Origin of the sequence: Streptosporangium carneum (assembly GCF_027922005.1) — a bacterium.
GTDB lineage: Bacteria > Actinomycetota > Actinomycetes > Streptosporangiales > Streptosporangiaceae > Streptosporangium > Streptosporangium carneum.
This window is the reverse complement of sequence record NZ_BSEV01000004.1, coordinates 72,320-97,419: the sequence shown is the minus strand read 5'-3', so window position 1 is coordinate 97,419 and position 25,100 is coordinate 72,320. Positions and strand designations below refer to the sequence as shown.

The 25,100-nt window shown below is 71.2% G+C and carries 28 protein-coding genes and 1 riboswitch; of the genes, 8 read left to right on the top strand and 20 right to left on the bottom strand.

The window, feature by feature from the left end:
* Positions 1 to 71: 71 nt before the first annotated feature.
* The 4 genes from PKF00_RS11990 to PKF00_RS11975 form a co-directional block, all read right to left on the bottom strand.
* On the bottom strand, positions 72 to 554 hold the full coding sequence (locus PKF00_RS11990) for a YflT domain-containing protein (RefSeq protein ID WP_271217528.1): 483 nt from the start codon (positions 552 to 554) through the stop codon (positions 72 to 74).
* A 77-nt stretch (positions 555 to 631) separates the two neighbouring features.
* Entirely contained in the window at positions 632 to 1,276 is a 645-nt protein-coding gene (locus tag PKF00_RS11985) for a DedA family protein (protein WP_271217527.1), read from the bottom strand.
* Positions 1,277 to 1,327: 51 nt separating this feature from the next.
* On the bottom strand, positions 1,328 to 2,983 hold the full coding sequence (gene menD, locus PKF00_RS11980; RefSeq protein ID WP_271217526.1) for a 2-succinyl-5-enolpyruvyl-6-hydroxy-3-cyclohexene-1-carboxylic-acid synthase: 1,656 nt from the start codon (positions 2,981 to 2,983) through the stop codon (positions 1,328 to 1,330).
* 129 nt (positions 2,984 to 3,112) lie between these two features.
* Positions 3,113 to 3,280 carry a hypothetical protein gene (locus PKF00_RS11975; RefSeq protein WP_271217525.1) on the bottom strand — a complete coding sequence of 56 codons (168 nt, stop codon included), beginning with the start codon at positions 3,278 to 3,280 and terminating at the stop codon, positions 3,113 to 3,115.
* A gap of 77 nt (positions 3,281 to 3,357) precedes the next feature.
* Here PKF00_RS11975 and PKF00_RS11970 point away from each other — a divergent pair, with 77 nt between their 5' ends.
* The 3 genes from PKF00_RS11970 to PKF00_RS11960 all read left to right on the top strand — a co-directional run bounded on the left by PKF00_RS11970 (position 3,358) and on the right by PKF00_RS11960 (position 6,492).
* Positions 3,358 to 4,530: an AMP-binding protein gene (locus tag PKF00_RS11970; RefSeq protein WP_271217815.1), complete on the top strand. Its 1,173-nt coding sequence runs from the start codon at positions 3,358 to 3,360 to the stop codon at positions 4,528 to 4,530.
* Positions 4,531 to 4,579: 49 nt separating this feature from the next.
* Positions 4,580 to 4,945: a hypothetical protein gene (locus tag PKF00_RS11965; RefSeq protein ID WP_271217524.1), complete on the top strand. Its 366-nt coding sequence runs from the start codon at positions 4,580 to 4,582 to the stop codon at positions 4,943 to 4,945.
* Between the two features lie 185 nt (positions 4,946 to 5,130).
* A complete protein-coding gene (locus PKF00_RS11960) occupies positions 5,131 to 6,492 on the top strand; it encodes an RNA polymerase sigma factor (protein ID WP_271217523.1) in 1,362 nt (453 codons plus the stop codon).
* Between the two features lie 115 nt (positions 6,493 to 6,607).
* On the opposite strand, the gene PKF00_RS11955 is transcribed toward PKF00_RS11960, so the two are convergent.
* Positions 6,608 to 6,925: a DMT family transporter gene (locus PKF00_RS11955; protein ID WP_271217522.1), complete on the bottom strand. Its 318-nt coding sequence runs from the start codon at positions 6,923 to 6,925 to the stop codon at positions 6,608 to 6,610.
* Positions 6,922 to 7,566, bottom strand: coding sequence for an FMN-dependent NADH-azoreductase (locus PKF00_RS11950; RefSeq protein WP_271217521.1), 645 nt, complete (start codon positions 7,564 to 7,566; stop codon positions 6,922 to 6,924). Before PKF00_RS11950 ends, PKF00_RS11955 begins: the two co-directional genes overlap by 4 nt.
* Before the next feature lie 192 nt (positions 7,567 to 7,758).
* On the opposite strand from PKF00_RS11950, the gene PKF00_RS11945 reads away from it, so the two are divergent.
* Positions 7,759 to 8,385: a GntR family transcriptional regulator gene (locus PKF00_RS11945; protein WP_271217520.1), complete on the top strand. Its 627-nt coding sequence runs from the start codon at positions 7,759 to 7,761 to the stop codon at positions 8,383 to 8,385.
* A 176-nt stretch (positions 8,386 to 8,561) separates the two neighbouring features.
* On the opposite strand, the gene PKF00_RS11940 is transcribed toward PKF00_RS11945, so the two are convergent.
* From PKF00_RS11940 to PKF00_RS11930, 3 genes are all read right to left on the bottom strand, one after another.
* Positions 8,562 to 8,963 (bottom strand): hypothetical protein, encoded by a 402-nt coding sequence (locus PKF00_RS11940; RefSeq protein ID WP_271217519.1) that lies wholly within the window; start codon positions 8,961 to 8,963, stop codon positions 8,562 to 8,564.
* A gap of 138 nt (positions 8,964 to 9,101) precedes the next feature.
* Positions 9,102 to 9,971, bottom strand: a complete 870-nt coding sequence (locus PKF00_RS11935; RefSeq protein ID WP_271217518.1) for an alpha/beta fold hydrolase — start codon at positions 9,969 to 9,971, stop codon at positions 9,102 to 9,104.
* Positions 9,968 to 10,393 carry a helix-turn-helix domain-containing protein gene (locus tag PKF00_RS11930; protein WP_271217517.1) on the bottom strand — a complete coding sequence of 142 codons (426 nt, stop codon included), beginning with the start codon at positions 10,391 to 10,393 and terminating at the stop codon, positions 9,968 to 9,970. The genes PKF00_RS11935 and PKF00_RS11930 overlap by 4 nt, the downstream gene beginning before the upstream one ends.
* 153 nt (positions 10,394 to 10,546) lie before the next feature.
* On the opposite strand from PKF00_RS11930, the gene PKF00_RS11925 reads away from it, so the two are divergent.
* A complete protein-coding gene (locus PKF00_RS11925; RefSeq protein ID WP_271217516.1) occupies positions 10,547 to 11,134 on the top strand; it encodes a TetR/AcrR family transcriptional regulator C-terminal domain-containing protein in 588 nt (195 codons plus the stop codon).
* Between the two features lie 361 nt (positions 11,135 to 11,495).
* The gene (locus PKF00_RS11920; protein ID WP_271217515.1) at positions 11,496 to 11,687 is read left to right on the top strand and encodes a DUF5999 family protein; all 192 of its coding nucleotides are present in this window, start codon (positions 11,496 to 11,498) and stop codon (positions 11,685 to 11,687) included.
* A gap of 31 nt (positions 11,688 to 11,718) precedes the next feature.
* On the opposite strand, the gene PKF00_RS11915 is transcribed toward PKF00_RS11920, so the two are convergent.
* Positions 11,719 to 12,324, bottom strand: coding sequence for an alpha/beta hydrolase family protein (locus tag PKF00_RS11915; protein WP_271217514.1), 606 nt, complete (start codon positions 12,322 to 12,324; stop codon positions 11,719 to 11,721).
* Positions 12,325 to 12,436: 112 nt separating this feature from the next.
* Here PKF00_RS11915 and PKF00_RS11910 point away from each other — a divergent pair, with 112 nt between their 5' ends.
* On the top strand, positions 12,437 to 12,778 hold the full coding sequence (locus PKF00_RS11910; protein ID WP_271217513.1) for a hypothetical protein: 342 nt from the start codon (positions 12,437 to 12,439) through the stop codon (positions 12,776 to 12,778).
* A 95-nt stretch (positions 12,779 to 12,873) separates the two neighbouring features.
* On the opposite strand, the gene PKF00_RS11905 is transcribed toward PKF00_RS11910, so the two are convergent.
* From PKF00_RS11905 to PKF00_RS11860, 10 genes are all read right to left on the bottom strand, one after another.
* Positions 12,874 to 13,656 carry a tetratricopeptide repeat protein gene (locus tag PKF00_RS11905; protein ID WP_271217512.1) on the bottom strand — a complete coding sequence of 261 codons (783 nt, stop codon included), beginning with the start codon at positions 13,654 to 13,656 and terminating at the stop codon, positions 12,874 to 12,876.
* Between the two features lie 92 nt (positions 13,657 to 13,748).
* The gene (gene gcvP, locus PKF00_RS11900) at positions 13,749 to 16,604 is read right to left on the bottom strand and encodes an aminomethyl-transferring glycine dehydrogenase (protein WP_271217511.1); all 2,856 of its coding nucleotides are present in this window, start codon (positions 16,602 to 16,604) and stop codon (positions 13,749 to 13,751) included.
* A gap of 158 nt (positions 16,605 to 16,762) precedes the next feature.
* A riboswitch (glycine riboswitch) is annotated at positions 16,763 to 16,854 on the bottom strand.
* A 15-nt stretch (positions 16,855 to 16,869) separates the two neighbouring features.
* Entirely contained in the window at positions 16,870 to 17,490 is a 621-nt protein-coding gene (locus PKF00_RS11895; protein WP_271217510.1) for a MerR family transcriptional regulator, read from the bottom strand.
* 144 nt (positions 17,491 to 17,634) lie between these two features.
* Positions 17,635 to 18,105 (bottom strand): bifunctional nuclease family protein, encoded by a 471-nt coding sequence (locus tag PKF00_RS11890; protein ID WP_086012361.1) that lies wholly within the window; start codon positions 18,103 to 18,105, stop codon positions 17,635 to 17,637.
* A 79-nt stretch (positions 18,106 to 18,184) separates the two neighbouring features.
* Positions 18,185 to 18,835: a transcriptional regulator FtsR gene (ftsR, locus tag PKF00_RS11885; protein WP_271217509.1), complete on the bottom strand. Its 651-nt coding sequence runs from the start codon at positions 18,833 to 18,835 to the stop codon at positions 18,185 to 18,187.
* 26 nt (positions 18,836 to 18,861) lie between these two features.
* Positions 18,862 to 19,374 (bottom strand): double zinc ribbon and FHA domain-containing protein, encoded by a 513-nt coding sequence (locus PKF00_RS11880; RefSeq protein WP_271217508.1) that lies wholly within the window; start codon positions 19,372 to 19,374, stop codon positions 18,862 to 18,864.
* A gap of 301 nt (positions 19,375 to 19,675) precedes the next feature.
* Positions 19,676 to 22,174: a mannose-1-phosphate guanyltransferase gene (locus PKF00_RS11875; protein WP_271217507.1), complete on the bottom strand. Its 2,499-nt coding sequence runs from the start codon at positions 22,172 to 22,174 to the stop codon at positions 19,676 to 19,678.
* 3 nt (positions 22,175 to 22,177) lie between these two features.
* Positions 22,178 to 22,774 (bottom strand): cardiolipin synthase ClsA, encoded by a 597-nt coding sequence (gene clsA, locus PKF00_RS11870; RefSeq protein ID WP_271217506.1) that lies wholly within the window; start codon positions 22,772 to 22,774, stop codon positions 22,178 to 22,180.
* 153 nt (positions 22,775 to 22,927) lie between these two features.
* Positions 22,928 to 23,362, bottom strand: a complete 435-nt coding sequence (locus PKF00_RS11865) for a DoxX family protein (RefSeq protein ID WP_271217505.1) — start codon at positions 23,360 to 23,362, stop codon at positions 22,928 to 22,930.
* 413 nt (positions 23,363 to 23,775) lie between these two features.
* Positions 23,776 to 24,195 carry a hypothetical protein gene (locus tag PKF00_RS11860; RefSeq protein WP_271217504.1) on the bottom strand — a complete coding sequence of 140 codons (420 nt, stop codon included), beginning with the start codon at positions 24,193 to 24,195 and terminating at the stop codon, positions 23,776 to 23,778.
* Between the two features lie 243 nt (positions 24,196 to 24,438).
* Here PKF00_RS11860 and PKF00_RS11855 point away from each other — a divergent pair, with 243 nt between their 5' ends.
* Entirely contained in the window at positions 24,439 to 25,053 is a 615-nt protein-coding gene (locus PKF00_RS11855; protein ID WP_271217503.1) for a class I SAM-dependent methyltransferase, read from the top strand.
* The last annotated feature ends 47 nt before the right edge of the window (positions 25,054 to 25,100 follow it).

The window sequence follows — 25,100 nt, the reverse complement described above, 5'->3', positions numbered from 1 at the left end:
AGAGGCCTGTGAGAAGGCGCTGTGCCGGACGACGGGCCCGGGGGCGGACGACGCCCCGAGGCCCCCTGGTGTCATGTCCCGGCTACGTGGTGTTGAGGTATGCCGGTCTCGAGCAGCCGGCGCGCCTCGGCGGCCTGGGGTGTCGTGACGCGGAGTTCGTAGCGGTTGGCGACGATGGCGCTTGAGGAGAGGTAGTCCCGCTTGCCCCCGGTGAACGCGTGGGCGATGAGCCCGAAGATGGCTCCCGCCACCGCGCCCCAGAGCAGGCTCCACAGGACCAGGGTCCACGGGAACCTGCCAGGGGTGAAGATCGCGAAGAACAGGCCGATCAGCAGTCCGAGCCAGGCACCGGTCGCCGCCCCCATCCCGGCGGCGCGCAGGTAGGTCAGCCGGCCGAGCACCTTCTCCACCATCCGGAGGTCCATCCCGACGATCATCGCGTGCTCGACGGGGAACCGCTGGTCCGACAGGTAGTCGACGGCTCGCTGGGCTTCCGGGTAAGTGCCGTACGTGGCTATCGACTCATAGCCGGTCAGAGTCTGGTCAGATAGCATGCCGCTCCCCTTCACGGTGGGTTCGTACCACCCAGCGTGACCAGGCCGCGACGCCCGCACATCCCCAGGTCTGGTAATCAGGCCGCGCCGACCGGCTCTCCCGGCTCCTGCGTCTCCTCCGCGGCCATCCTGGCGGCCCTGCGCCGCAGGAGCAGCGTGGTCAGGACACCGAACAGCAGCGCGACCACCAGCGCCACCCAGGAGAAGCCTCGAAGCCACTTCTCCGCCGCCATGCCCAGGTAGTAGATCACCGCGGTGGTCCCGCCCGCCCAGACGATCCCGCCGAGCACGTTGGCGACCAGGAACCTCCAGTACGGCATGCGCAGCGCCCCCGCGAGCGGGCCCGCCAGGATGCGCAACAGCGCGACGAACCTGCCGAAGAACACCGTCCACATGCCGTAACGGTGGAAGTAACGTTCCGCCTTGCCGATGTGGGAGGGGCCGAAGTGCTTGGGGAACCTCCGGCCGAGGCGGTCGAACATGGGCTTGCCGCCCCTGCGCCCGATGGCGTAGCCGATCGAGTCGCCGACGATCGCGCCGACGCTGGCGCAGATCCCGACCCAGAGCGGGTCGACCACGCCCTTGGCCGCCAGCAGCGCGGAGCTGACCAGGACGATCTCACCGGGCAGCGGGATGCCCAGGCTCTCGATCCCGATCACCAGCCCGACCAGGACGCAGATCCACACGGCGGGGATCGCCTGGAGCCACTCGTCGACATGCATGCCAGTCACCTTATTGCGTCACGCCGCGCCCGTGGTCCGCGTCCCGTCGCGTCAGATGACGCGGCGGATCGCGGCGTGGGCCGCGTCCCGCATCATGGCGTGCAGCACGGCGTTCGGCTCCCTGTCGGTGCGGACCTCGACGATCCGCACCCCCTCCCCGCGCAGCGCCTTGGGGAGTTGGTCGGGCTCGCCGACGAAGGTGTACGGCGTGCCGGTCGCCGCGGCGACGTGGGCCAGGTCCACCCCGTGAGAGGTGCCGAAGACCCGCTCGAACGGGTCGCGCAGCGCCGCCTGGGGCAGCAGCGAGAAGATCCCGCCGCCGTCGTTGTTCACCACGACCAGGCACAGGTCGGGGCGGGGCTCGCGGGGGCCGAGGATCAGCCCGTTCTGGTCGTGCAGGAACGTCAGGTCGCCCATCAGCGCGTAGGTGGGGCCGTTGTGCGCCAGCGCCGCGCCCATGGCGGAGGAGACGACCCCGTCGATCCCCGCTGCGCCCCGGTTGGACAGGACCCGCAGCCCCCGGCGGGGACGCATCGCCTGGTCGAGGTCGCGGATCGGCATCGAGGAGCCGCAGAACAGCAGCGAGCCGTTGGGCAGCAGCTCCACCAGGTCGCGGGCGACGCGCGGCTCGCTGAGCCCTGCGCCGTCCAGCACCTCGTCCACCGCGGCCCTGGCCGCGGCGTCGGCGCGGCGCCACGACCGCAGCCAGGCGTCGTCCCCAGCGGCCACCGGGATCTCCACCGCCTGCGCCACCTGGGTGGCGGAACGGGTCGGGTCGGGCCAGCGGGTCAGGTCGGGGGCGACGACGATGTGCTCCTCGGCGTGCCTGAGCCAGTTCAGCAGGGGCCGCGAAAGGCCGGGACGGCCCAGCGTGACCACCACCTCGGGGCGGTGCCGGTCGGCGAACTCAGGGGTGCCGAGCAGGAAGTGGTAGGCAGACATCGCGTGGTCGCCGTAGCGGGCGCCGCCGTTCGGCTCGGACAGGACCGGCCACCCGGCCATGCCCGCCGCCGCGACGTACCTGCGCACGTTGGCGGCGCCGTCCCCGACGACGAGCACTCCCCTGCGGGTCGGCGGCAGGTGCAGCGCCACCGCGGGAGGCGCGACCCTGGCCCTGATCCACGGCCCGTTCGCGTCGCCCTCGAGGGACTCGCACCAGGAGGCGTCGCCGTCCGGGATGAGCGGCTCGCGGAAGGCGAGGTTCAGGTGGACGGGACCCGGGTCGGACGGCCCCAGCGACCGCTGGTAGGCGCGGCAGGCCAGGGAACGCCAGTAGGCGACCTGGCCGGGGCGGTCCTCGGGCACGCCGACCTCGCTGAACCAGCGGACCGCCGTGCCGTACAGCTTGACCTGGTCGATGGTCTGGCTGGCGCCGGTGTCGCGCAGCTCCGGCGGCCGGTCGGCGGTGAGCAGCAGCAGCGGCACGCCCGACTCGTGCGCCTCGACGACCGCGGGGTGGAAGTTCGCCGCCGCGGTGCCCGAGGTGCACATCAGCGCGACCGGCCGCTCGCCGCGCCTGGCCAGCCCCAGGGCGAGGAAGGACGCGGAACGCTCGTCGATGCGCACGTGCAGCCGGACCCGGCTGTCGGCGTGCGCGGCGAGGGCGAGCGGAGCCGAGCGGGAGCCCGGCGCGAGCACCACGTCGGTAAGGCCGCAGCGCACGAGTTCGTCGACCAGCACGGTCGCGAGCGCGGTGGCGGGGTTCACCGCACTGCCTCCTGAAGTCGTCGCGTCCTGATGTTCGGACGCCTCTGGCGGCGGTCCCGCGCCGCCCCTTTCGTCCCGGGACGGCACGCTCCGAGACCGGCCCGGGTTCGGTTCATGACGACAGGCCCGTTACGGCCTGCGCGGGAACGCGCCGAAGCCGGGGACCCGCTTCTCCCTGAACGCGGCACGCCCCTCCCCGCTCATGACGGCGGCGCGCGCACGGACGCTCTGCGGCACGGGTCCGGCCTCGCCCGCCACCCGCTCACCAGTGCCCGGCTCGACTCGTTCCGTGCTCACGATGACCGCGCCCCTTCCGCCGCGCCGAGGACTCCCCGGCCGTTATCCGATTTCCCGGCACTAACCTTACGACTGTGATGACCGGTCCCGTGCACGCGGAGTCGCCTTCCCCGCAGCGGGAGCTGCACGCCCTCGTGCTGCCCGCGGGACCCGAGCTGTTCAGGGCCGTCGGCGCGGCGCTCGACGGAGGCCCCGCGGTGCTGCCCCTGTCGCCCTCCCTTCCCGCCCCCGCGCTGCGGGCCGCGCTCGACGCGCTGCGTCCGACCCGTGTCAACGGGGTGCGGAACGAGCGCGGCGTCGGCGTGCCGGAGGAGGTGGCCGTCGTCATCGCCACCAGCGGAAGCACCGGCGCCCCCAAGGGGGTCCAGCTGTCGGCCGCCGCCCTGCGCGCGTCCGCCTCGGCCTCGCTGCGCCGTCTGGACGCCCGCCCCGGGGAGCGCTGGCTGTGCTGCCTGCCTCCCTCGCACGTCTCGGGACTGCAGGTGCTCGTCAGGTCGCTGCTGGGAGGGACGGAGCCGATCGTGCACGACGGCTTCTCCCCCGAGGCGGTGCTGTCCAGCGGGGCCCGGCACGTCTCGCTGGTGCCGACGCAGCTGCGCCGCCTGCTCCCGGCCGACCTGTCGGTTTTCAAGACGATCCTGCTCGGCGGGGCCGCCGCTCCCCCCGGCCTTCTCGAGGCCGCCGGGGACGCGGGCGCCAGGGTCGTGACCTCCTACGGCATGAGCGAGACCTGCGGGGGGTGTGTTTACGACAGCGAGCCCCTTTACGATGTAGATCTGAAAATCGGCGACGACGGACGGATCCGCGTCGCGGGCCCCGTGCTGTTCTCCGGCTACCGGCTGCGCCCCGACCTGACCTCGGCCGCCCGTGACGGCGACTGGTTCCTCACCTCGGACCTCGGCGCGCTGAGCGACGGGCGGCTGCGCGTGTTCGGCCGCTCGGACGACGTCATCAACACCGGAGGCGAGAAGGTCGTCGCGGCCGCCGTCGCGGCCGCCGTCGCCGAGCATCCCGCGATCACCGACGCCGTCGTGGTCGGCCGTCCCGATCCCGAATGGGGCGAGCGGGTGGTCGCCGTCGTCGTCTCGCCCGCTCCCCCGCCCCTGGACGACCTGCGCGCCTTCGTCAAGGAGCGGCTGCCCGCCTACGCGGCCCCCGCCGAGCTGGTTGTCATGACCGAAATACCACTTCTGTCCAACGGTAAGCCGGACCTCGCCGCCCTCCGTTATGGTCTTGCCCGGGAACCGTGAGGGACCCCGGCGCGTCAAACAGACAGCCGACGCAGGAAGGACGAGCCCGATGCACATCACCCGCAAGACATGGGTCTCCGCCGGAATCGTCAGCGCGATCCTCGCGGGCGGCGTCTCCGTGACGGCGGCGGCCTCGGCCGGTCACGCCGACAGGAGCGCGGGCAGAGACGCCGACAGGAGCGCGACCCCCGTGCCCGCGGCCTCGCCGAGGACGGACCCGCCCGCCACGGACGCCCCGCCCGCCTCGCAGCCGACGTCCGTGCCGCCGGACGACTCCGTGGTCTCCAGGGATGTGAACCCCGATCCAGGGCAGGTCACGACCTACTGGACCGAGCAACGCCTGCGGGAGGCCAACCCGTTCCCCATGCCCGAAGTCGGCAGCATCGACGAGGGCCGGGTGGACGGGTCCGAATAACCTCTGACCTGCACCGATGACAGGGTGGATCGCGTCGGAGCGATCCACCCATCATATTTTCCCCGTCAAGTCGGGAACATAAAGTTCTTGGCTGGGGTTATTGGTACTGGTGCGTTGAGCGGCTCCCAGGCCGCCCCACCCAACAACCTGTAAGCAGACGACTCCGTGATGGAGGAGGTGTCCTCATGCCCCAAACCGCCGTGGCGACCTCATCGGAGGCCCCGACGACCCTCGAGCAGCTCCTTGACCGAGGGCGAGTCCAGGGTCACCTTTCCCTCGCGGAGCTGCGTCACGCCTTCGCCGAGGCGGGGGTCAGCCCCACCGAGGGCCGATCGATCCTGCGGGAGCTCACCGAGGCGGGCGTCAGCCTGGCCGCCGAGGACGAGCCCACGCTCGCCGCCGCGACCAAGAAGGCCGCGGCCAAGCCGACGGCGCGCAAGAGCACGACCCGCAAGGCCAAGGCCGCCCCCGCGAAGAGGACCTCGGCCGCGAAGGCGGAGCCCGCCGCCCAGGCGCCCGCGGAGCCCAGGCGGGACCTGACCGACCTCGCCCACGACGCCGACGAGGAGGAGTGGAGCGCCGCCGACGAGGCGGAGCTCGAGGCCGAGCCCACGATGGACCTGGACGACCAGTCCTCGGTCATGGGCGACTCCGTCCACACCTATCTCAAGTCGATCGGCCGCCGCACCCTGCTCACCGCGGCCCAGGAGGTCGAGCTCGCCAAGCGGATCGAGGCGGGCCTGTACGCCGAGTCCAAGCTCGAGGCCGAGCCGGGCCTGTCGGCCGCCATGCGCGACGATCTGGAGTGGATAGCCGAGGACGGCCGCCGCGCCAAGGACCACATGCTGGAGGCCAACCTCCGCCTGGTCGTCTCCGTCGCGAAGAAGTACACCGACCGCGGCATGGCGCTGCTGGACGTGGTCCAGGAGGGCAACCTCGGCCTGATCCGCGCCGTGGAGAAGTTCGACTACACCAAGGGCTACAAGTTCTCCACCTACGCCATGTGGTGGATCCGCCAGGCCATCCAGCGCGGTTTCGCCGACTCCGCGCGCACCATCCGCCTGCCGGTCCACGTGCTGGAGATGCTCTCCAAGCTCTCGCGCGTCGAGCGTGACATGCACCAGCGCCTGGGCCGCGAGCCCACCCCCGAGGAGCTGGCGGTCGAGCTGGACAGGACTCCCGACCAGATCGAGGAGCTGCTGCGCACCAGCCGTCAGCCGATCAGCCTCAACGCCACCATCGGCGACGACGGCGAGACCACCATCGGCGACCTGATCGAGGACGTCGACTCGCCCGAGGCCTCCGAGGTGGTGGACCGTCAGCTGCTCGGCGAGCAGCTGCGCGGGGTGCTGGGCAACCTCTCCCCCAGGGAGGCCAAGATCATGGCTCTGCGCTTCGGCCTCGTCGACGGCAAGCCCCACACTCTCGACGAGATCGGTAAGCACCTGGGCCTGACCCGCGAGCGCATCCGCCAGCTCGAGAAGGAGTCCCTGTCCAAGCTGCGCCACCCCAGCAACACACGGCCGCTGCTCGACTGGGCCAGCTGATCGCACGCGCGAGGCGCCGCGGACGTTCCCCGTCCGCGGCGCCTTTCCGCTCTCCCGGGCGCCCCCGCTCCCCGGGCCCGTACGGCGGGCGCCGCCGCGCGTCCGGTCCCGCCGGTCACACGAGGGCCCGGGCCAGTACGACCCCGCCGACGATCAGCGCGAGCGCCGCGACGCGACCGGCCCCGATCGGGTCTCCGTGCAGCACCACTCCGAGAATGACGGCTCCGACCGCGCCGATGCCCGTGAAGACGGCGTAGGCGGTGCCGACGGGAAGTCCCTGCTGCATGGCCTTCGACAGCAGCCACACCGCGAGGGCCCCCAGGGCGAAGCAGATCAGCGTGGGCACGGGCCGGGTGAACCCCTCGGTCGGCTTGATGCTCTGCGACCAGGCGATCTCCACCAGCCCCGCCGCGACGAGCAGGAGCCAGCTCATCGGACGGCCAGCTTCCCCGCGAGCTCCCGCGCGGCCGCGTGCGACTCCTCGTGCTCGGTCCGCAGGCCGGCGAGCGCGGGGTCGACCAGCGCGTTGGTCAGCTCGGCGTGGACGAACGTGACGTCCTCGACGGCGAAGTGCCCGAGGAAGAAGTCGCGCAGGTAGCGTTCCTCGTGGTCGAAGGGCTCCCTGGGCGTGCCGGGACCGTACGCCCCGCCCCTGGCTCCCGCGACGACGAACCTCCGTCCGGTCAGCCTCATCCTGGGGAAGGTCACCTGGTCGATCCAGGCCTTCAGCGCCGACGGGACGGAGTAGTTGTACATCGGCGTGCCGATCAGCACGACGTCGGCGGCCACCAGTTCCTCGAGCAGCGGCTCCACGACCGCCCAGGCCTCGGCCTGCTCCGGAGTGCTCACCGCCTCGCGGTAGCGGCCGACGTCGGTGATCCCGTTGGCCAGGACATGGTCGCACAGCTCGGTCCACGCCTGGCCGATGTGCGGGACGGGGTCGGCCGCCAGGTCCCGGTAGGAGTACTCGCCGCCGGGGTTGGCGGCACGCCACGACGTGGCGTAGATCCCCGACAGGGTGCGGGAGAAGGACTCCTTGCGGGCGCTGGCGTCCAGGTGCAGCAGGCGGCTCATGGGTCTCCGATCATCGAGGCCAAACATATGGACATCGTGTCCGCTTAATCACCATAGCGACAAGCGGACATGATGTCCACATAGGCGACTCAGGGGCCGCCCCCCTTCCCGACCCCGAGCCGCCGCCTCCGTTCAGGATGCGCAATGATCGATCATCGCGTAAAAACGGAGCCGCTTCGATAGAGTGGCGCGATGACCTCTCTCGTGCGTGCCCCGCTGCGCGACCAGATCCGCAGGGTTCTGCTGGACGGCCTGGTCAGCGGGCGCTGGCAGCCCGGCGAACGCATCGTCGAGCGACGGATCGCGGCCGAGCTGGAGGTCAGTCAAGCACCGGTCCGCGAAGCGCTCAGGGAGCTGGAGTCACTCCGCCTGATCGAGTCGACTCCCAACAAGGGCGCCAGGGTGCGGGCCTTCACCGAGGCGGACCTTCGCGAGGTCTACCAGGTCAGGGCGGGCCTTGAGGAGACCGCGGCCGCCCTGGCGCTGCCGTCGGTCGACCCGGAGGCGCTGGCCGGCCATGTGACACGGCTGCACGAGGCGGCGCGGGGCGGCGACACGGCCGGGCAGGTCGAGCACGGCGTGGCCTTCCACCGCGAGATCGTCCGCTCCTCGGGCAACCGCGTGCTGCGGGAGGTGTGGGAGTCCCTCGGCGTCGAGGTGTGGACCCACCTGTCCGTCCGCCTGTTCCGTGTCGAGCTCCACGAGAACGCCGCGGACCACGAGCCGATCGTCGAGGCGTTCCGGCGACGCGACCCGGCGACGCCGCGGATGCTCCGCGACCACGTCCTCGGTCACGCCGCCCCCCTGCCGCCCGCCTGACCCCGCCGGAGGCCTCCCAAGGACACCGGCGCGGCGGGCCGCGGCGCCGGAGGAGACGACGACGGCGGTGCGCCGGGACCGCCTCTGACGTCTCCCGCCGCAGGTCGAGTCCGCCGCACCGCTCGCCGTGCCGGCACCGTGCAAGGCCCGGGACCGCCGCGTCGACGCGGCGGTCGTCAGCGCGCGGAGGCGGTGACCGGACGCGGGACGCGGGCGATGCCGGTCAGGCGGTTCTGCTCGCGGAGGGTGCGCAGGCGGTCGACCTCCGCGGTCCACTCGGCGCCCTTGGGGGTGGCCTTGCCCTTGCGGCGACGGATCCGGTCGTCGTAGGCCTTGACGCCGAACGTCGCCCGCTGGCCCGCCTCGGCTGCGCGCAGCGCCTCGGTCAGCGCCGCGTCGAAGGCCAGCCCCGCGGCCCTGAGGTGCTCGGGGGAGCCCCCGGCGGCCTGCGCGCCGCGCAGCGCGGCCTCGGCGACGCGCGCCTTCTCAAGGAGCTCGGGGAAGCTCTTCCCGACCTCCTGGTCAGCGTGGTGACGAACCTCCGCCTCCCGGCTCACGCTCGGTCGGAAAAACGCCATCGTCTGCCCTCTCTCGCCCTTCGCCGGGCACGCCCCGGCAGATCACGGCTGTAGCCTACGCCGTCCGCCCCCGGACCACCCACTCAGGGAGCAGCGCGCCCGGGGACACCGGGCATGGAGGCGGTCACCGGACCCCCGTCATCGACGCTCAGCGCCGCCTGACGCCGTCGCCTTCCTCAGGTGGGTGAGGACGGCCTCGCTCTGGCCCACCACGGAGTGCCCCACTCCCGGCAGCAGCCGCACCTCCGCGTGCGGGACGGCACCGGCCAGGCGTCGGGCGGTGTCCCGCGAGTCGAGCATGGCGTCACGTTCTCCGGCGATGACCAGCACGGGCATGGTCAGACGTCGCAGCGCGGCGTCGGAGAACACCGGCAACCGCTCCTTTCGCGGCCGGAACTGCCGGAAGGTGAGCGCCATGCCCTCGAGGAACTCCCCCGAACCCGGCATGTCGAGGCCCGCGACCGTCCTGAGCGTTCTGCGCAGCCCCCAACGCCCGAACGGCTTCAGCAGCAGAGCCTTGAACATCCAGCCCCGTCTCTGTCTGCCGACGCCGCCGGGGCACAGCAGTGCCAGGCAGTCCACACGGCCCGGGCGGCGGATGACGTAGTCCAGCGCCAGCCAGGCGCCGAGTGAGGCGCCGACCATGGACGCCCGGGTCACCCCGAGCCCTCGCAGGACGTCGTCCAGCCAGCAGGCGTACGCCTCGGAGTCCAGCGGCGGGCGGGAGGGGGCGCTCAGTCCGGATTCACCGATCATGTCGACGGCGTAGACGCGGAAGTGCTCCGCCCAGGAGGCGACGTCTCCGATCCACATCGCCGTGTTGGTGCCCGAGCCGTGGAACAGCAGCAGGGGTGGCGCGTGCTCGCGGCCGGAGACCACGACGAAGGTCTCCCCCTCGCGCGTCGGCACGCGCCGGTGCTCGCAGGGGACGGGCCATCCGCGCAAGGTCCGGACGTATCGCTCGCGGACCGCCTGTGCGCCGGCCTCGGTCCTGTAGACGGCGGTCATGGCTCCACCACCGTGCCGATGTACTCCAGCAGCCGCGCGCTGTCGCCCAGGCCGCCCAGGACGATGACCTTCATACGGCCCCTGTCCTCGTCGTAGGCCGTCTCCACCCGCAGCGGCGCCTCACCGGAGCGGCGGCTCGCGGAGGCCCCCATGAGAAGGGCGGTCACGCGGCCGGCCGCCTCGGCGCTGATCGCGTCGATCTCGACGATGCTCGACACCTCGACGTGCCGACGCCGCCGCACCGTCTCGCCCGCCGGCGCCGGTCGCCCGGTGAACGCCTCAAGATCCTCCTGCGCGATCCGGTACTGCTTGCCGATGCGGGTGGCTTTGAGCTTGCCGTCGCGCACGTAGCCGCGGACCGTTCGCACGTGCAGGCCGAGCAGATCGGCGACCTGGTCCACGGAGTAGAGCCTGGATTCCATAAAAGCACCTTAATGCACCTATCCAAGAGAAGGATAGGTAATGTTAGGGAGTTTCGGGGATCGATCGAGCGGCCGTCTCGGACCGCCCGGGTGCTCGATCTTCTCGGCGCGGCGCCCTTTACCTAGTAAGGTCGCCGGTGGCAGGATCGCCCCATGCCCGCCAAGCGACCGCCCGTCCCGCTCTCCAGGGAGCGCATCATCGAGGCCGCCCTGCACATCGCCGACAGCCAGGGGCTGCGCCGGCTGACGATGCGGCGTCTCGGCGACGCGCTCCAGGTGGAGGCCATGGCCATCTACCACCACCTCCCCCGGGGCAAGGACGCCCTCATGGACGCCCTCGCCGAGCACGTCACGGCCGTCCACGCCGAACCCGGGGAAAGCTGGCAGGACAGCGCGAGGGCCTGGTGCCGGGCGAGCCGCGCCGCGCTCAGGGAGCATCCGGGAGTGCTTGCCCTGGCGCTCACCAAGCCGCCGAAGGGCCGCGCCGCGATCGCCGTCAGGGAGCAGACCGAGCAGCTCGCCGACGCGGGACTCGCCGAGGCGGCCCAGGCGGTGCGGGCGCTGCGCGCCTACGTCTTCGGCGCCGTCGCGGTCGAGGTGCAGCAGTCCGGCTGGGCCGAACCGTCGGGAGAGGACGACGAGCCGTGGCTGCCTCCGTCGAGGGGCGGCGGCTCCGCAGCGGCCGACGCCGACTTCGAACGCGGCCTGACCGCGCTTCTCGCGGGCCTAAACGCAGGCTGAACGGTAAAGAAACTCGTGGCCGATCCTTTTTTACCTGACAGACCGCGCGTCCCCCTTGGCCAGTTGTCCGCTTATGAGGCATCCTGTGCTAAAGGTCACACCCCGAAGGGCTCCTACAGGACCACCCAGCAGGGTTCGTAAACAGTCCTAACGGGCTATGTCCCGGGATGCGATCCAGATCGCACACTTGATCTGCTTGATGTGCGAGCCTCACCCCGTTCGAGGCGCGTACAGCCACATGTCCACACCAGATGCTCGTCACCCGTCGAACGATGGGAACGATCCCGTCGGAGACGCGGTGCCCACCGGCTCTCCGACGCCGATCCAAGCGAGCCGACGAGAAAGATCCGGAGGCACGCCGATGTGCCCGCATCAGCCGTCCTGTCCGTCCGCCGAGGCGCTGGACCGTGAAGCCGCCCGCACGATGGCAGCACACCCCGAGCAGGGATGGAGCCTGCTCTGCAACGGTGTGGTGCTGTTCGAGGACACCGGCGAGCTCCTGCCCGACGGCGCCGTCATCGAGCCGCACCGGCCACTGGCCGGCGTCTCCTGATCATCTGGTCGTCGTACCGGTGATCACCTGATCATCTCCCCGGGCCCGGCGTCCTCTCGCCGAGCCACCGCGCGACCGCCTCGCCCACCCTGGCGGGATCCCTGTTGAGATCGTGCCCCTCACCGGGCAGCACCACCAGGCGCGAGGCGTCCGTCGCCTCCGGAACGCCGAACGGGTCGCGCTCCCCGCTGACCGCCAGCACCTCCACGCCCGCCGCGCGCAGCTCGCCCACGCGGGACCTGTCGGGCTTGCCCGGCGGGTGCAGGGGGAAGGCCAGCGCGACGACCGCCTCGGCTCCCACGCCCACGGCGGTACGGCAGGCGACCCGGGCCCCGTTGCTCCGCCCGCCCTGCACCAGCGGCAGCCCCGGCCTGTGGCGGCGGATCTCGGCCACCAGCTCGGTCCAGGCCTCGTCCTGCTTGACCGGGGAGCCGGGCGCCCGCGCCCCCCGCAGCCGGAACGGCTGGAGCACCCGCGCGACCACCCCGCCGATCGGCGTCACCGCCTCCCGCACGGCCAACAGGTCCGGCGCCTCGACTCCCCCGGCCGAGCCATGGGTGAGCACCAGGAGGAAACGCGGATCGGCGGCCTCGTCGATCTCCACCCTGGCCGGGCCGTGGGCGGTCGTGATCTCCATGGACGACGCCGTACTTCGGATGGACACAGATCTAGTCCTAACGGCCGATGCCACGGCCCGGGAACGGGCGGACAATCGCAAGGTGCAGGAGCATCACGATATCCGACAGGACATGCGCGCCACCATCGAGGCCAGGCGCGACCTCGGCCCCGACTACGAGGCCGCTCTCGTCGAGTCGTTCGTCGAACGCCTCGACGCGACCATCGCCGCCCGCGTGCGAGCCGAGATACAGGGCAACGGCTTCCACCCTCAGCAGCCGCACGCCCAGCATCCCCCGCAGCGCAAGGGCGCCAACCCCAGCATCGCGATCGCCCTGGGCTCGATGGGCATCGGCGTCCCGCTGACCGCCATCGGGGCGGGCAGCGCGGGCACCGCGGGGCTCCTGCTGGCGTGGGGGGGCATCGTGGCGATCAACTTCGCCCACGCCATCGGCCGCTGGCGCGCCCGCGACTGACAGACGCCCCACGGGGAACGAGGTTTCGGGGAAGGGGCCCGGGCGGCGGGCCCGGCGGGGAGGCGAGCCACGAGAGCGACGGCTGACCGCGACGGTCAGCCGTCGCGGCCACGCCTGAGCCGGACCTCCTCCGCGAGGTGCTCGTCCGCGCTGTCCAGGCCGTAGCGCCACACCTGCTCGGCGTCCTCGTCACGGCCTCTCAGCGGGAGGGTGCGGGCCAGGAGCTCGATGGCCAGCGCGCCGGTCTCGACGTCGCCGCCCTCCTCGACCGCCCTGGTGAGCTCGACGCACGCCAGCTCCAGGTGGGCGATGCCGAGCAGCACCCGCAGCCTCGCCACGTCCGCGACGTCCGGCACGGACAGGGCGTCCACGAGCACCCCCGCCGCCTCGGCCGTCTCTCCCTCCTCGATCAGAAGCTCGGCCAGCCACTGGGCCGCCCTCGAGGAGATCTCGGGCTCCCCGGTCGCCAGCGCGGCCCTCAGGGCCTCCTGGGCCTCCTGGCTCCCCGTCGCGAGCCTCGCCAGCCCCATGTGCGCCAGCGGGACGTAGGCGGGGTTTCCCGCGCCCAGGGCGGCCTGCCAGGCCGCCCTGGCCTGGTCGACCAGGTCCTCCCGCTCGAAGCTTCTGGCGAGCAGGCAGGCCGCCTGCGCGGCGAACTCGGGATGCCCCGTCGCAAGCGCGGCGCGGGCGGCGGCCCTCGCGCCCGTCACGTCGCCGCCCTCCTGCAACACGACCGCGAGTCCGACGGCCGCCTGCGCCCGGTCGGGCCCGGCGGTGTCCGCGGCCAGCTCCGCGAAGATCGTCGCAGCGCCCTCCAGGTCACCGTCCTCGGCCAGCTTCCGCGCGGTGTCCAAGGGACGCGTGTCCACCTCTGGCATGCAGGGTCCTTCCGGGTAAGGAATCGCCCCGAGCCTAACGACCCGGGGCCGTGCTCGTCTCCCGACATACGAAGTGGATCTTACGGGGCGGATCAGTCCTCGTAGGCCTCAAGGGGCGGGCAGGAGCACACGAGGTTGCGGTCGCCGTAGGCCTGGTCGATGCGGCGGACCGGCGACCAGTACTTGCCCTCGCGCACCGAAGGCAGCGGGTAGGCCGCCTCGGTGCGGGAGTAGGCGTGCCTCCAGTCGTCGGCGACCAGGCAGGCGGCCGTGTGCGGGGCGTTGCGCAGCGGGTTGTCCACCTTGTCGTAGGCCCCTGAGGCGACCTTCTCGATCTCTCCCCTGATCGCGATCATCGCCTCGCAGAACCGGTCGAGCTCGGCCAGGTCCTCACTCTCGGTCGGCTCGATCATCAGGGTGCCCGCGACGGGGAAGGACATGGTCGGCGCGTGGAAGCCGTAGTCGACCAGGCGCTTGGCCACGTCGTCCACGGTCACGCCGGTCTCCTTGGTGATCTGGCGCAGGTCGACGATGCACTCGTGGGCGACCAGGCCGCCGCGGCCCGTGTAGAGGACGGGGTAGTGCGGGGCGAGCCTGCGGGCGAGGTAGTTGGCCGACAGGATGGCCTGCTCCGTGGCCGCCTTGAGGCCGTCGGCGCCCATCATCCTGATGTAGGCCCAGGAGATGGGCAGGATGCCCGCCGAGCCGTACGGCGCGGCCGAGACGGGACCGACCGGCGAGTCGTCGCGCAGCGGGTGGCCGGGGAGGTAGTCGGCGAGGTGGGCGCGGACCGCGACGGGGCCGACGCCGGGGCCGCCGCCGCCGTGCGGGATGCAGAAGGTCTTGTGCAGGTTCAGGTGGGAGACGTCCGCCCCGAACTCGCCCAGCTTGGCCAGGCCGACCAGCGCGTTGAGGTTGGCGCCGTCGACGTAGACCTGACCGCCCGCCTCGTGCACCCGCTCGCAGATCTGGGTGATGGTCTCCTCGTAGACGCCGTGCGTCGACGGGTAGGTCACCATGATCGCGGCGAGCCGGTCGCGGTGCTTGTCGATCTTGACGTTGAGGTCGTCGAGGTCCACGTTGCCGTTGTCGTCGCAGGCGACCACGGCGACGCGCATGCCGGCCATGACCGCGCTGGCGGCGTTCGTCCCGTGCGCGGAGGAGGGGATCAGGCAGACGTCGCGGTCCGACTGGCCTCGCGCCCTGTGGTAGGCGCGGATCGCCAGCAGGCCGGCGAACTCGCCCTGGGAGCCGGCGTTCGGCTGGATGGAGACGGCGTCGTAGCCGGTGACCTCGGCCAGCCAGCCCTCCAGCTCCTTGATCAGCTCGATGAAGCCCGTCGTCTGCTCCTCCGGGGCGTAGGGGTGCAGGCCGGCGAACTCCGGCCAGGTGATCGGCTCCATCTCGGTGGTCGCGTTGAGCTTCATGGTGCAGGAGCCCAGCGGGATCATCGACCGGTCGAGCGCGATGTCCCTGTCCTGGAGCCTGCGCAGGTAGCGCAGCATGGCCGTCTCCGACCGGTGGCTGTGGAAGACCGGGTGGGTGAGGTAGTCGCTGACGCGCGCCAGGCTCGCGGGCAGCGCGTCGTGCGCGGCGGCGTCCAGGTCGGCCAGGACGGCGCCGCTGACCTCGAAGGCGGCCAGGACCTGCTCCAGGTGGATGAGCTCGGTCTTCTCGTCGCAGGTGACGCCCACGTGGTCGGCGTCGACCAGGCGCAGGTTGACGCCGTTGTCGCGGGCCACGGCGACGATCTGGGCCGCGCGGCCGGGGACGCGGGCGAGCACGGTGTCGAAGAAGGCGTCGTGGACGATCTCGACGCCGCCGTGGCGCAGGCCCTCGGCGAGCACGACGGCGTGCCGGTGGACGCGCTGGGCGATCCTGCGCAGGCCCTCGGGGCCGTGGTAGACGGCGTACATGCCCGCGATCACCGCGAGCAGCACCTGCGCGGTGCAGATGTTGCTGGTCGCCTTCTCCCTGCGGATGTGCTGCTCACGGGTCTGCAGGGCGAGCCGGTAGGCGGGACGTCCGTCCGCGTCCTGGGAGACTCCGACCAGGCGGCCCGGCATCTGCCGCTGCAGGCCGTCGCGGACGGCCATGTAGGCGGCGTGCGGGCCGCCGAAGCCCAGCGGGACGCCGAAGCGCTGCGAGGAGCCGATCGCGATGTCCGCGCCGAGCTCGCCGGGGGCGGCGAGCAGGGTCAGGGCGAGCAGGTCCGCGGCGGCGACCACCTGGGCGCCGCGCGCGTGGGCGGCCTCGGCGACGGCGCGGAAGTCCCTGACGGCGCCGCTGCCGCCCGGGTACTGCACGAGCACGCCGAAGCACTCGGGAAGCTCGCCGGTGAAGTCGCTGGCGACCAGCTCGACGCCGAGCGGCTCGGCCCTGGTGCGCAGCACGGCCCAGGTCTGCGGCAGCGCGTCCTCGTCGACCACGAAAACGTTCGACGCGCTGCGGCCCGCCCTGCGGGCCAGGGTCATCGCCTCGGCCGCGGCCGTGGCCTCGTCCAGCAGGGAGGCGCCCGCGACGTCGAGGGCGGTCAGGTCGGAGACGACCGTCTGGAAGTTGATCAGGGCCTCGAGGCGGCCCTGGGAGATCTCGGGCTGGTAGGGGGTGTAGGCGGTGTACCAGCCGGGGTTCTCCAGGAGGTTGCGGCGGATGACGGCCGGGGTGATCGTGTCGTGGTATCCCAGGCCGATCATCGAGGCGAGCACGGTGTTGCGCCCCGCCAGGGCGCGCAGCTCGGCGATGGCCTCGGTCTCGCTCGCGGCGGGAGGGAGCTTCAGCCGGTCCTCGGCCAGGATGGCCTCCGGCACGGTCACCGCGACCAGGTCTGCGATCGAGGCGAATCCCACCGCCTCGAGCATGCGGGCCTGATCGGCGTCCGCGGGCCCGATGTGGCGTGTGGCGAACGGCGGAGGGGTGAGCTCGCTGAGCGGTGACAGGTCGGTCATGGAAAGCCTCCCGAGGCGGTGGAGACCGGCGCTGGGCGCGGGCGTATGCCGGATCTCCCCCTCTGTCATCTCGACCTGAGAGTTTCACCCCCCTCGGGTGGGAGGCTTTCACCGTCGGTGAGACGCGCCTGGCGGACGCACCTGCTTTCCAGAGTCGCCTCGCCCGCGCGGTACCGGGTGCCTGAGAGATTCCGGGGAGGTTGCTCCTTCGGCGCCCCGATCATGTCGGGGTCTCTCCCGCGCAGAGTCAGCAGCGAGACCAACCTTACCCGGTGCGGCGAGCCCTGCGACGACGGGCCAGCTCATCCGCGTGGTGATCGCCTAAAGGGCCCTGGCCGGACTCCGCACGCTCTCCGGGAAGGTCCGCCAGGGAGCCCTCCACCTCCTGCCACACCCGGCCGAGCGCGATGCCGAAGACGCCCTGACCGCCCTGCAGCAGGTCGATCACCTCGTCGGGCGAGGTGCACTCGTAGACGCTCACCCCGTCGCTCATGAGGGTGATCTGGGCGAGGTCGTTGACGCCGCGGTCACGCAGGTGCTGGACGGCGATGCGGATCTGCTGGAGGGACACGCCCGTGTCGAGCAGCCGCTTGACGACCTTGAGCACCAGGATGTCGCGGAAGCCGTACAGGCGCTGGGAACCGGAGCCGTGGGCCGCCCTCACGGTGGGCTCGACCAGACCGGTGCGCGCCCAGTAGTCCAGTTGCCGATAGGTGATGTCGGCCGCGGCGCAGGCGGTGGGGCCGCGGTATCCGATGTCGGCGGGCAGTTTCACCGGCTGCCCGTCGAACAGCAGACCCTCTTCACCCGCGCGCTGGCGTGCCTCCCCGCGCCGTGCCGGGTCATCCTGGTCGGCGTTTCTACCCTCGCCGCTGCTGACCGCCACGCGGACCTCCGGCTTTCTCTCATCCCGCGGCCTGATCTGGGGGTTTGCGCACGGCCACGGGTTTCACTTGCACCGTAGGACTGGGACCAAGATCAGTCAACGACCCTACCCGGCGCGTCGTGAAGCGTAAATGCACCGAAATTCCTACCCCGCGCGACCGAAGTCCTCGGGTGTGATCGTGTCAAGGAACTCCCTGAACTTCTCCACCTCGTCCTCCTGGTCGTCGGGAATGATCACCCCCGCCTCACGGACGACGTCCTCGCTGGCGAAGATGCGGGCACCCGTACGCAACGCCAGGGCTATCGAGTCCGAGGGCCGGGCGCTCACCTCGACCCCGTTCGAGAACACGAGATCGGCAAAGAAGATCCCATCACGGAGTGCGACGATGTTCACCGTGCTCAGCCGGACGCCGAGCGCGTCGAGCACGTCGCGGAAGAGGTCATGGGTGAGTGGCCGGGGCGGCGGTTCTTCGGCCTGGGCCATGGCGATCGCCGTCGCCTCCGTCATGCCGATCCAGATCGGCAGGTAACGCTCCCCATGTGCCTCCTTCAGCAGGACAATAGGCTGGTTTGAGGGCATCTCAACCCGAACGCCCACGACCTCCATCTGCAACACGGGCTGCTCCGTCTTCGCTGGATTACGACCGGTTTGTTCAACGTAACACTCGCGAGGGTACGAGTGCCTGGTCAGGTTCTCACCGGCCCAAGACCCCACGCACGGCGGAACGCAGCAGCGAGGCGTGCAATTCCAGCAGGAGGCCGGAAATCTCCCTGGCCGTCTCGTCGGCCCGGTCGATGGCGCCAGGGCCTCTACGGCGTAACAGGGGGGCGACGGCCTGCTCGACGAGCCCGGCCTCGCGCTCGGCGGCGGCCTTGACGACCCGCAGGTGGCGCGCCCGCAGCCCGAAGGCGGCCAGGGCCCCGACACTGCGGGCGACGGCGAGCGCCTCGGCGTCGTAGTAGCGGGCCACGGCGGCCAGCAGGCCGAAGTCCTCGAGCTCGGCGAGGGTCGCCTCGTCGAGCTCGGCGGCGGCCAGCAGCTCCTCGCGGGTGAGGCGGATCTCAGGCGTCGCCTCGTCCGGGACCGCACGCGGACGGGCGACGGGACGCTCCTCGCGGTCCGCCGCCTCCAGCCGATCCTTGATCACGCGCAGCGGAAGGTAGCGGTCACGCTGCTCACTGAGGATGTAGCGCAGCCGTTCGACGTCGGCATAGCTGAACTTCCGGTAGCCGGAGGGACTGCGCTCCGGCTCGATCAGCCCCTCGCCCTCCAGAAAACGGATCTTGGAGATGCTGACGTCGGGGAACTCACCCTGCAGGAGGGCGAGCACCTCCCCGATGCTCATGTGCGAACGAGCCGCCTGGGAGCTCATCATCCTCCAGCGGCGCCACGGGTGAGGAAGACCAGCCTGAACTTGCCGATCTGCACCTCGTCGCCGCCGTACAGCGGGACCTCCTCGATCCGCTCGCGGTTGACGTAGGTGCCGTTGAGGCTGCCGACGTCACGGACGGTGAACACCCCTCCGCCGCGCCGGTAGAACTCCACGTGACGGCGCGAGACGGTGATGTCGTCGAGGAAGATGTCGCTCTCAGGGTGACGGCCCACCGTGGTCAGGTCGCTGTCCAGCAGGAAACGGCTGCCCGCGTTCGGACCGCGCATGGCGACGAGCAGCGCGGTGCCCGGGGGCAACTGCTCGACGGCCTGCCGCTCGGCGAGGAGCGTCTCTCCCGTCTCCGCCTCGTAGGCCTCGATCCCGGACAGGGAGATCGTCGAAGTGCTGTCTCCCGGGGGCTCGGACCTGGTCAGCGGCGACCCGCATCGTGAACAGAAACGGGCATCCTCAGGGTTGGCATGACCGCACTGCGTGCAGTAGACGCTCGGCATCGATCGGCTCGGCCTCCTACCGCGAAGACGCGGCAACGGTACTCAGTGATGCGCGCCTCGCTTCATCGCTTCTCAAGTATTTGCTCAGACTGCGAATGCCGCAACATACACCGAGGAGACACAAAGATCAAGGCTGACGCTCGACCGCGGGTTCGGTCGGTGACAAAGTTACCGCCGCGCGGCGTCCCCGGTCCATGCCGCCGCGCTGGGTTTTCACACTCGCTGCACTCTGTGACCGGCCCTCTCCGCCCCTGTCACCACGGCCCGGCGCGTTCCCGCCGTCCTTCTTTCCGTCCCGGCGTCAGGTGGCCGCCTCCTCGACGACCCTGGCCCAGTGCTCCAGCAGACTCTGCGCCGAGTCCACGTCCGCGGCCTCGGCCCACAGGTGGGTGACCGCCTCCGCCGGGTCCGGCAGGACCAGCGCCCAGCTGCCGTCCTCCGCCACGACGCGCACCCCGTCGGTGGTGTCGATGCCGTAGGACTCGGCGGCCTCGATGACCGAGCGCATCACCACGCCCTTCGCCGCCCACGGAGTCGGCACGGTACGGCGCAGTAGCCTGGCCTCGGGGATCCTGGCGTCGATCTGGCTGAGCGAGAGACGGGTCCTGGCGACCAGGCCGAGCAGGCGCAGGAACACCGCGAGGCCGTCGACCGTCGGGGCGAACTCGGGCACCACGAAGCCGCCGCGCCCGTCCGCGGCGAAGATCATGTCGTGTCCCCTGGCCGAGGCGGTCAGCGCGTCGACCGCGGTCGAGGTCCACTCGACCTGCACCCCGTGGAAGCGGGAGACCTGCTCGGCCACCCGGGTCGTGGTGACCGGCAGCGCGACCCTGCCGCCGCGCCGTTCCGCGGCGACCAGGTCCAGCACCACCAGCAGGGCTCGCTCGTCGCTGATCAGCTGGCCCATCTCGTCCACCAGCGTGACCCGCTCCCCCACGGGGTCGAACCGCACCCCGAAGGCCGCCCTGGAGGAGCCGACGAGTTCGGACAGGCGCTGCAGGGCGCGGCGGCGCTCGGCGAGGGTCTCGGTCGGCGAGGCGTCGTCCAGGCGGTTGTTGACGGTGAGCACCTCGACGCCGACCCTGCCGAGGAGGCTGGGCAGCACCAGTGAGGAGGTTCCGCCCGCGCAGTCGACCACGACCTTCATGTCGGCGTCGCGGACCCCGCCGATGTCCACGCAGCGCAGCAGCTCGTGGGTGTAGTCCTCGACCGCCCTGGCGGGGAAGCTGAGCTCGGCGATCTCCCCGGGGAAGGCGCGGCGGAACTCCTGGCGTGAGAAGACCCGCTCCAGTTTCCGCTGCGCCCCCTGGGAGAGGTCCGCGCCGCGCTCGTCCATGAAGACGATGTCCACGCTCTGCGGGTCGCCGGGGGTGGTCCGCAGCGCGATGCCGCCCACGGCGTTCTCCCTGGCGGTGTGGAAGCGCGAGACCGGCAGCGGGGCGGCCTCCAGGTCGAGCACGTTGATCGCGCTGGCGTTCAGCGCGCTGATCACCGCCCGTTTCAGGGCCCTGGCCGCGCGGGAGGAGTCCCTGGAGGTGATGACCGAGGCGCCCTTCTTCAGGGTGGTCGCGTAGGCGCTGGCGAGCCGTACGCACAGTTCGGGGGTGATCTCCACGTTGACCAGCCCGGAGACCCCGCGCGGGCCGAACAGGCTGCGCTGGCCCCTCGGCTCCCAGATGACGCTGGTGTTGACCACCGCCCCCGCCTCGATGGTCTTGAACGGATACACCTTGACGCCCGAGGAGACGTACGCCTCGGCCTCGATGATGCACTCGTCTCCGACGACGGCGCTCTCCTCGATCCTGACCCCGGTCATCAGGTCGGTGTTCTTGCCGATCACGCAGCCGCGCAGATGGGCGCTCGGCCCGACGTAGACGTTGTCGTGGACGACCGCGCGGTGCAGGAACGCGCCCTCGCGGACCACCGCGTTGCTGCCCAGCACGGTGTACTCCCGCAGCTCGGCCCCCGCCTCGACCTTGGCGTAGTCTCCGACGTACAGGGGGCCCTTGAGTACGGCGTCCGCGTCGACGGAGGCCCCCTCGGCGACCCAGACGCCCGGCGAGACCTCGAAGGCGTCGGTGTCGACCCTGACCCGGCCCGACAGGACGTCGGCCTGCGCCCTGAGGTAGCTCTCGTGGGTGCCGACGTCCTCCCAGTAGCCGTCGGCGACGTAGCCGTACAGCGGGGCCCCGCGCGCCAGCAGGCGGGGGAAGACGTCCGCCGACCAGTCGACCTGCTCGCCGCCGGCGATCTCGTCGAGGACCTCGGGCTCCATCACGTAGATGCCGGTGTTGACGGTGTCGGAGAAGACCTGGCCCCAGGTGGGCTTCTCCAGGAAGCGCTCGACCCTGCCGTGGTCGTCGACGATGACGATGCCGAACTCCAGCGGGTTGGGGACGCGCTTGAGCCCGATGGTCACCATCGCGCCGTTCTCGCGGTGGAAGCGGACCATGTCGGTGAGGTCGATGTCGGTGAGCGCGTCGCCGGAGATGACCAGGAAGCGCTCGTCCCTGAGCTTGTCGGCCGCGTTCTTGACGCTGCCCGCGGTGCCGAGAGGGGTGTCCTCCGTGGCGTAGTACAGGCTCATGCCGAGCTCGTCGCCGTCACCGAAGTAATTGCGGACCAGCGCCGCCAGGAACTGCACGGTCACCACGGTCTCGGTGAACCCGTGCCGCTTCAGCAGGCGCAGCACATGCTCCATGATCGGCCGGTTGATTACAGGTAGCAGTGGTTTGGGCTGGTTCGCGGTCATCGGCCGGAGCCGTGTCCCTTCCCCGCCCGCCATCACGACGGCCTTCACAAATCACCTCTTAAGGCGTGCGGCTCCTCGTATGAGCTGACGCACCTGTACCCAATACAGGACGCCTGACCACCAGTACAGGCCGGTGCCCCAGATGGCGAGCGACCAGCCCACGATTCCGGCCGGACCGGCGTACCAGGCGTCGTGGTGGGCGAGGAAGAGAAGAGGGAAGGCGTAGAGCAGGTTGGCCGTCGCGGCCTTGCCGAGGAAGTGCACGGGCAGCGCGGGGCCGTACCCGAGACGGCGCAGGATGAGCGGGATGCCCAGCAGCATGACGTCCCGCAGCGGGATCGCCAGCGCCAGCCACCAGGGAATGATCTCGCGCATGGCGAGACCCAGCAGGGTGGCCAGGATGTAGAGGCGGTCGGCCAGCGGATCGAGCAGACGGCCGAGCCTGCTGGTCTGGTTCCACGCGCGGGCGATCTTGCCGTCGAGCCAGTCGGAGAAGCCCGCCAGCATCAGCAACGCGACGGCCCAGCCGTCGGCCTTCGGCCCCAGCACCAGCCAGAGGAAGACCGGGACGCCGAGGAGCCTGGCCAGGCTCAACGCGTTGGGAACCGTCCAGATGCGGTCTTCGGCTGCCGATGCTTCCGGATTCACCCGAATGTCTCCCCTCCCCGTGCCTGATGCCGACCCTACTGCGTCCGTTCGCGGCATCCGGCAGGTGGCGGGGCGAAGAGCCTGCGCGCTCCCCGCGGTCCCGGAACCTCCTCCAGGCCGGTTCCGGGACCGCTCAGCGCGTGGCCTCGACGGTCAGGGCGCGGTCCTGACGGTCGTCAGGGCGCGGTCACGCCGCCAGAGGCGGTCCAGGGCCAGGGCCCCTCCGCCGCTGAACCCGATGGCCAGGCAGACGGCGGTCAGGACGAGGACGTACTCGTATCCGCCCTGGCGGGAGAAGAAACCCTTGTCCAGGTGGACGAAGAAGATGGCTCCGACCATGTCGAGGGCGAGGATGACGCCGAAGACCGGAAGCCCCGCGCCGACGATGAAGGCGACTCCTCCGATGATCTCGCTGGCCACCACGAGGGGGGCTGCCAGCGAGGCCGCGGGGATGCCGAGGGAGTCGAACGACGCCGCGACCGCGCCGATCCCGTCGGTGAGGAGTTTCTGCAGACCGTGTGCGATGAAGACGATTCCGACGACGACGCGCGCCAGCAGAAGGGTGTAGGGCCCGGTTCTCTCCAACATGACGTCTCTCCTGTTGCGATGTAGTTCTACTGGTGAACCGGCACCCACAGGTCGACGTTTGATTGAAAGTTGAACCATTTGGGTACAATGAAGCGGCGTCGTCGCACGCAACATCGAAAAGGGGGCCGGAACTGTGCACATGGCGCACCGAACGCTTCGCTCGTCATCGAGCGAGTGAGCAAGGACGGCGGGGTGACGGACCCGGCCACGGATGTTCCTTGACCCAAGTGCTATCTAACTCTTCGTAACCGCCGTTGTCAATTACCCGCGCGAGGCAATGGGCGCCGGAGGCACGACGAGGGCCGCGGTCGCACGGCGGAGCCCGTTCACCGTACGGCCGCACCCGTCGAGGGGTCCCGCCAGAGGGCGTCGTCGCCCCGCGCCGCCGGGGCTCCTGCGGCGGGCGTCGCGCCTCAGGAACGGCGCAGCGCGGCGCGGGGCGACCAGACCCAGACGAGCATGGCCGCGGTCAGCCCGATCAGGGTGAGCCCGCCGGGCACGTGGGCGCCGGGCAGGTCCCGGCTGAGGTGCTGCCCCACGCCGACCAGGAACAGGCCGAGGCTGGCCGGCGCGGGCCACCCGGCGCCCCGGCCGGGACGCCAGACCAGCAGGGCCGCGACGGCCTGCAGCAGGGCGATCAGGTGCACCACCATCGCGACCGTGACGTGGGTCTCGGCGAGATCCGCCCCGCCCCGCGCCGCCTGGCCCGCGAAGGAGGCCGCGACCAGCAGCCCGACCGTCTGCGCGGTGACCAGGACGCGCAGGCCGTGCAGCGGGCCGGCCGAGACCGCGCGCTCCCCCGCGCCGCTCGGCTGGGCGACGACCTCCTGCATGAGACGCGTCCTTCCTGCTTCCTGCGGCGGCCGGGTTTCGGACACATCGTGGCCGCGCGGAAGCGCCGGGTCGTCAGCCTGAGGGGTGACCCGCCGATCCGCCCCATGGCGGATTCGCGGCGAAGGCTTCGGCTCCCTCCTCCTCAAGGAGGTTCCGCCACGACGGCCTCATCCTCCGGTTCGACCGAAAATCAGCCGGATTACGGGGCCACTCGACCCGATTCAGCCTCTACCCTTCACAGCATGACCAAAGACACCACGCTCTTCCTGGGACAGTGGTTACGTTCCCCGGGAACCGTTGGGGCGGTGGCTCCGAGTTCTCGACGGCTTGCCGAGACGGTGACCACCCCGGTCCCCCAGCAGGGCGATCCCGTGATCGTCGAGCTCGGTCCCGGCACGGGGGCGTTCACCGCGGAGATCCAGCGGCGGCTGAACGGCAGGGGGCACCACCTGGCCGTCGAGATCAACCCGGCGCTGGCCTCGTTCCTCTCCGACCGCCACCCGAAGGTCGACGTCGTGGTCGACGACGCCGCGCGGCTGCCGGAGCTGCTGCGGGAGCGGGGCCTCGACAAGGCCGACGCGATCGTGAGCGGGCTCCCCTGGGCGGCGTTCTCCGAGGAGACGCAGACGCGCCTGCTCGACGCCGTTGTGGCGATCATGACGCCGCACACGGCCTTCACCACCTTCGCCTACAGCTTCGCCAAGCGCATGCGGCCCGCCCAGCGCTTCCGTCACCGCCTGCACACCACCTTCGAGGAGGTCGTCGTCGGCAGGACGGTCTGGGGCAACCTCCCTCCCGCCTTCGTCTACCACGTGCGCAGGCCCAGGATCACGGAGGCCGGTTCCGCCGGGGCGTGAGCGGGGCCCGGGAGGGCTGGAGGTCGAACCGAACTCCGTTCTACGAT